Origin of the sequence: Neobacillus drentensis (assembly GCF_036966985.1) — a bacterium.
Taxonomy (GTDB): Bacteria; Bacillota; Bacilli; order Bacillales; family Cytobacillaceae; genus Neobacillus; species Neobacillus drentensis_E.
The window spans coordinates 1-5,457 of record NZ_JBALSN010000073.1 but is presented as its reverse complement, the minus strand read 5'-3'; the positions used below and the strand labels follow the sequence as shown (position 1 = coordinate 5,457).

The window sequence follows — 5,457 nt, the reverse complement described above, 5'->3', positions numbered from 1 at the left end:
ATATTAATATCTAAAAAGATTACATCTGTTTCATTCTCCTGCAAAAATTTTAAAACATCTAAGCCATCATCAAAAGTATGGATCACTTCAATTTCACTATAGGCTTCAACTAAATACTCCAGTTCTTCACGAGCAGGTATTTCATCCTCTACAATAATTGCTTTCATAGGTTCTCCTTTACGATATCAAAAAAGACTTCTGTTCCAGGTGACAGACGATGAATGACCAGTCCATGTCCATAAATGAGTTTCACTCGCTGGTGAACATTATACAAGCCGATTTTGTTGGCCGGTACATTATCATTCAGCAACTGATGAATGACATCTTCGCTAATTCCGGCCCCGGTATCCTTCACACTAATTCTTACTTTGTTTTCCAAATTCTTGACCGAAATGGTCACCACTCCGGGTCCTTTTATCTTTAAGATTCCATGGATAATGGCATTTTCGACTAAAGGTTGAATGAGAAGACTCGGTATGTGCACATTTACATCATCTACCTCATATACCACTGTTAAACGGCTGCCAAAACGCGCCTTTTCTATTTCCACGTAATCTCGGACTTGCGCCAATTCTTTATGGATATCGATCAATTCATCACTGACTTCTAAATTGTAACGCATATAGCCAGACAGATTGATAATTAACTCCCGCGCTTTGTCCGGATTCCTGCGTGTGGTGGAGGCAATTGCATTGAGTGCATTAAACAAAAAATGCGGGTTAATCTTCGTCTGGAGCGCCTTCAACTCCGCCTTGTTCGCTGCTTCCCGAATCTGTTCAATCCGGGAAACTTCCATCAATGTGGAAATGATTTGCGATAGACCGATCGCCATTGTCTGCAGTGAATAGGTCATTTTATAGGCTTTACGGTAGTAAATCTTAAGTGTTCCCGTCACCTCTCCATGCTCCTCAAAGGGAACAATGAGAAGAGAGTGAATTTGTGGAGTATGGTGATCCGCCACTTGGTTCCGAATAATGAATTTCCCGCTGTGAATCGCCTCTTTTGTCAAGTCACTAATGATTTCCTGTCCGATTTTATATCGTTCTTCGCCAAAGCCTACATAAGCGAGGACATTATGGGTATCTGTAATCGCCACCGCGTCAGCCTTTATATCATTTTTTATAATTCGGCAAATCTTCTTCAATGAATCAGCATTAATGGATCGAAAGTATGGCAATGTCTTATTCGCGATATCCAAGGCTAACTTCGCCTGTCTCGCTGCAATCATTTCCTTTTCACCTTCGACGCTCATCACAAGCAAAACAATTAAACCAATGTTAACCTCTCCTGCAATCATCGGGAATGCGATTTTTGAGACAATATCCAAACCAAGCTCAAATGGATTCGCCATCACTAGAATCAGCACCATCGTCAATATTTCGGACAACATTCCGGCAGCGATTCCATAAATCCAACGTAAATTTCTCTTTACTTTTCGGTTAATATAACCAGAAACAATCCCTGCTAAAATACTGGTAATAAGACATGGGATCGATGTGGGTCCACCAATATCAATGACATATCGATGGACTCCTGAAACAATTCCGGTAATAATTCCTACCCAAGGTCCAAACAAGATTCCACCCGATACGACAGCGATAATCCTAACATTCACAAGTGACCCTTCAACATTAATACCTGAATAGGTACCAAAAATAGCAAATATGCAGAACACAAGTGTAATGACAACAAGCTCTGAAGGAGAAGAGCGGTCTTTTTGAAGTGATTCCTTAAACCTCGGAATCCGTATCATAAAAAATAGGCAGATCAATAGCAAGGCAGCCCGTTCAAATAAATCGATAAGCATTTCTAATGTTGTGTTCATCCCAGGTTCCTTTCTAATTTTCAAATACCTCTAATTCCAAGGACCAAATTGGCCTAATTTTTTTCTTTATGCCGTTCTTTAGTAGGTATTATTCCCCAATGAATATGGATGAATTTGATTCATATAATTGTATTTTCAAAAACCCCTCTATTTTAGTGATATCTATTAATTATTTCTACTTATTTGCTTGGGCAACATACTGTTCTTTAACCCTGCCTATTTTTCTCTTAAGTTAAAATAAAACAGGCTCTTTTATTAGGACAACATCCTTCCATGATACATATACATGCAGTGTAAATAAAATATATGATTAAAGGGGAGAATTTTTATGGATAAAGACATCATGAAGTGTTTTATAGGTAAAGTAATCAAGGTTGATCGAGGTGGACCAGAATCCAAAATGGGATTATTAATGGATGCAAGTAACGATCTGATCGTCCTTCTCACGGAAGATGATGGAATCGTTTATTACAATATGAAACATATTAAAAGTTTTACTGATAACCTGAAGGAGCATTTTAAACTTGACCTTGAAGTACCTAAAGATTTCAAATTTATAAAAGCGGAAAATTTCCAAGAACTGCTTGACTCATTAAAATTTAAATGGATTAAAATTAATCGTGGAGGCCCTGAGAAGTTAGAGGGGGTTCTCACTGGGTTAGATAATGATTCTGTTTTTTTGATTAATGGTCAGGAAATCGTTCGTCTTTCCTTATCCCACATTAGAAGTATTAGTTACGGATTAATAATCGAAAAGGCTAAAAATGAAAAATCAAACGAAAATAGTCAAAATAAAAAGAAAAAGTCCAACAGTAATAAGAGCACTTCGAAAAAAACCAATAGTAAAAATGCTGACATGGCTCTAGCATATCCATTATCTATTGAAAAATCTACGATGGAAACAGTTGTAGAAAATACTGAAAATAATCTATCAATACCATTATCTACTATGGAAACTTCGCAAGTAACAGAAGTTGAAGATGATGACAGTGGTCTATCCATTCCTTTATCCACAATGGACTATTCTCAAGTAATAGTTACTGAAGATGGTGACAGTGATCTATCCATTCCTTTATCCACAATGGATTATTCGCAAGTAATAGATACTGAAGATGATGACAGTGATCTATCCATTCCTACATCCACAATGGAACCTTCGGAAAAAATAGTTGCTGAAGAAGCTGAAAGTGATCTAGCCATTCTCTTTACTGTAATGGAAAAGTTTATCCGAAAATATTCGAATCCTAACCAAAATTAAGCAATACTATCACGCATAACATAAAAAGAGAAAGACCATCATTTACGGTGGTCTTTCTCTCAATGTTGTAATTTTAATTAATCATTCAATCAAAAGAACCCATTGGTTGAAATAATTCTTCATTAGATTTTGGAGTAACATAGATGGTTCGGCTTGGAAACGCTACTTCTACTCCCTCTTCCTCTAATACACCCATGATGGCTAAATTGATTTCATGTTTAATTTTAACGTGTTCTGCCCAAACAGTAGAATTCGTGAAAAAATATACAAGAATATCGAGACTACTTTCATTATAATGATCGAATGCAACCATAATCGTATCAGGATGGATTTCTTCATGAGTGATTAATAACTCTTCAATCCGTTTAACCACTATTTGAATTTGTTCTTTAGTGGTTTGATAGTTAAGGCCTAAGTGGAAGGTGATTCGTCGTTTCCCCATACGGCTCCAGTTGGTAATCGCTTCGTTAGCAAGTGTTGCATTAGGAACAGTGACTAAGGCTTGACTGAACGTACGGATTTTAGTACTTCTGAAATTAATATCTTCAACTATCCCCTCGACACTAGGTGTTAAGATCCAATCTCCAATCGAAAAAGGTTTCTCTGTGACAATAACGATTCCGCCAATTAGATTACCTACCGCTTCTTTTGCTGCTAGATTTTTTCCATCTTCCGAAGATCCTGCTTGAAAAATAATCGGGCGCCCTTGCTTGGACCTGCCAATATTCAACGGACCCGACACTGAGTAAAATTCACCTCTATGATTCAATTCATGCAGTTTTTCCGGATCAAAAAACACACCTGTTTCTTTGTCGCGGATAAATGCGTCATCCTCCCATGAATCCCACAACCCTTTCGCGACATCAATATATTCAGCGGCGATTTTATACCGTTTTGGATGGTCTGGATGCTCCTCAATTGTTTTACTAAAATTTAATGCTGTCTTCTCTAATGGTGAGGTCACCACATTCCATCCTGCACGTCCCCCACTGATATGATCTAGTGATGAAAATTGCCGTGCGACGTTGAATGGTTCACTGTACGAAGTAGACAGCGTCCCCGCAAGACCAATATGTGATGTGACAGCTGCAAGTGCAGATAGAATAGTGATCGGCTCAAATCGGTTTAAGAAATGAGGAATAGAGTGCTTGTTAATATGCAAACCATCTGCAATGAAAACAAAATCAAATTTTCCTTCTTCCGATTTTTGTGCTTGAGTTTTATAATAGTCAAAGTTTACACTTGCATCTGATGGAACTTCTGGATGTCTCCAGCCTGAAATATTGCCGCCTACACCATGAATAATCGTTCCAAATCTTAATTTTCTTAGTTCTGACATTTCCATTTCCCCTCTCAATCTCTTATTTTTGAAAACTCAAATCCAATTAACCCTATAGATTTAGTTGGTTATAAAGTGAAAAAATTCAACGATTCAGTAAAAATGAATTTAACGCTTTTTCAAGATGGTTGACCCCCACTTCGGTAACCCCTTGATAAATGCCGTCTTGACCAATTTCAACCACTGGTACATGACGAATTCCATATTTGACATCCAATATATCACGGTATTCATCGTGATTGGTGACATCTATCGTTTGATAAATCACCTGTTTTTCTTCTAAAAATTGCTTAACCTCTGTGCAATAGTGACAACCTTGCTTTGACCAGACAACTACTGATAATGGTTTTGACATAACAACTTCCTCCTGTTACTTTCGTTATTTTATTGGAACGGATATTTCCGAAAATGCTTCGCTTAATAGGACATATGATTTTAGTCTCTTTTCAAAATTTTGAACAGGTGTCACGATCATAACTTCTTCCAAATCGTATAAATTTTGAAGGTGAAGAAGTTTCTCTTTTACAGTTTCCTTAGAACCAGATAGGATGTTTGCTTCTTGTATTTCAATTCGATAGCGTTCATTCGCCTGCTTCGCAAACAGCTCAGCTTGCTCCTCACTCCCCACTGTTACGGTCTTGCCACTTTCAAGATGAACTTTCACGATTTTTGAATTGACAACCAGTTCCTTTGCTTCCTCCTCTGAATCAGCCACAACCACAGAGAGCGCAAGGATGAAAGAGATAGGCTGTGACTTTTTCCGATTTTGCAGATGACTAAACGTGTCAAACGCTTCATTAAGAATCCTCTCATCACTATTAATGAATTGAGCAAAAACAAATGAATATCCTAATTCGCCAGCGAGTTTCGCACTTGAGGTACTTGCCCCCAATAAGAATAGTTCTGGCGGGGTTGACGGCAAAGGCTCTGCTTTTAGTCCATAAAATGGGTCATATGGTTCGAGAGCATCAGTGACAAATTTTTTCAAGTCGACTAGCTTTTCCCATAACTCTTTTGGTTTTTCAGCATGTTCCT

5 protein-coding genes and 1 pseudogene are annotated in these 5,457 nt (G+C 37.8%); 1 reads left to right on the top strand and 5 read right to left on the bottom strand.

The genetic code is table 11. The features are described 5' to 3' along the window. Both V7659_RS05410 and V7659_RS05405 read right to left on the bottom strand, forming a co-directional pair. Nucleotides 1-167 (bottom strand): LytR/AlgR family response regulator transcription factor (locus V7659_RS05410; RefSeq protein ID WP_335538632.1); only part of this gene is annotated, 167 nt, incomplete at its 3' end. Beyond that, entirely contained in the window at nt 164-1,825 is a 1,662-nt protein-coding gene (locus V7659_RS05405) for a sensor histidine kinase (RefSeq protein ID WP_335538630.1), read from the bottom strand. The genes V7659_RS05405 and V7659_RS05410, both read right to left, overlap by 4 nt. Nucleotides 1,826-2,153: 328 nt before the next feature. On the opposite strand from V7659_RS05405, the gene V7659_RS05400 reads away from it, so the two are divergent. After that, nucleotides 2,154-3,083 (top strand): hypothetical protein, encoded by a 930-nt coding sequence (locus V7659_RS05400; RefSeq protein WP_335538629.1) that lies wholly within the window; start codon nt 2,154-2,156, stop codon nt 3,081-3,083. Nucleotides 3,084-3,261: 178 nt separating this feature from the next. On the opposite strand, the pseudogene V7659_RS05395 reads toward V7659_RS05400, so the two are convergent. From V7659_RS05395 to V7659_RS05385, 3 genes and pseudogenes are all read right to left on the bottom strand, one after another. Then, a pseudogene (locus tag V7659_RS05395) lies at nt 3,262-4,422 on the bottom strand (NtaA/DmoA family FMN-dependent monooxygenase); the annotation flags it as partial. A gap of 85 nt (nt 4,423-4,507) precedes the next feature. Next, nucleotides 4,508-4,777: a glutaredoxin family protein gene (locus tag V7659_RS05390; protein WP_335538627.1), complete on the bottom strand. Its 270-nt coding sequence runs from the start codon at nt 4,775-4,777 to the stop codon at nt 4,508-4,510. A gap of 24 nt (nt 4,778-4,801) precedes the next feature. Then, the coding region (locus V7659_RS05385; protein WP_335538625.1) for an LLM class flavin-dependent oxidoreductase at nt 4,802-5,457 on the bottom strand (656 nt) is incomplete at its 5' end.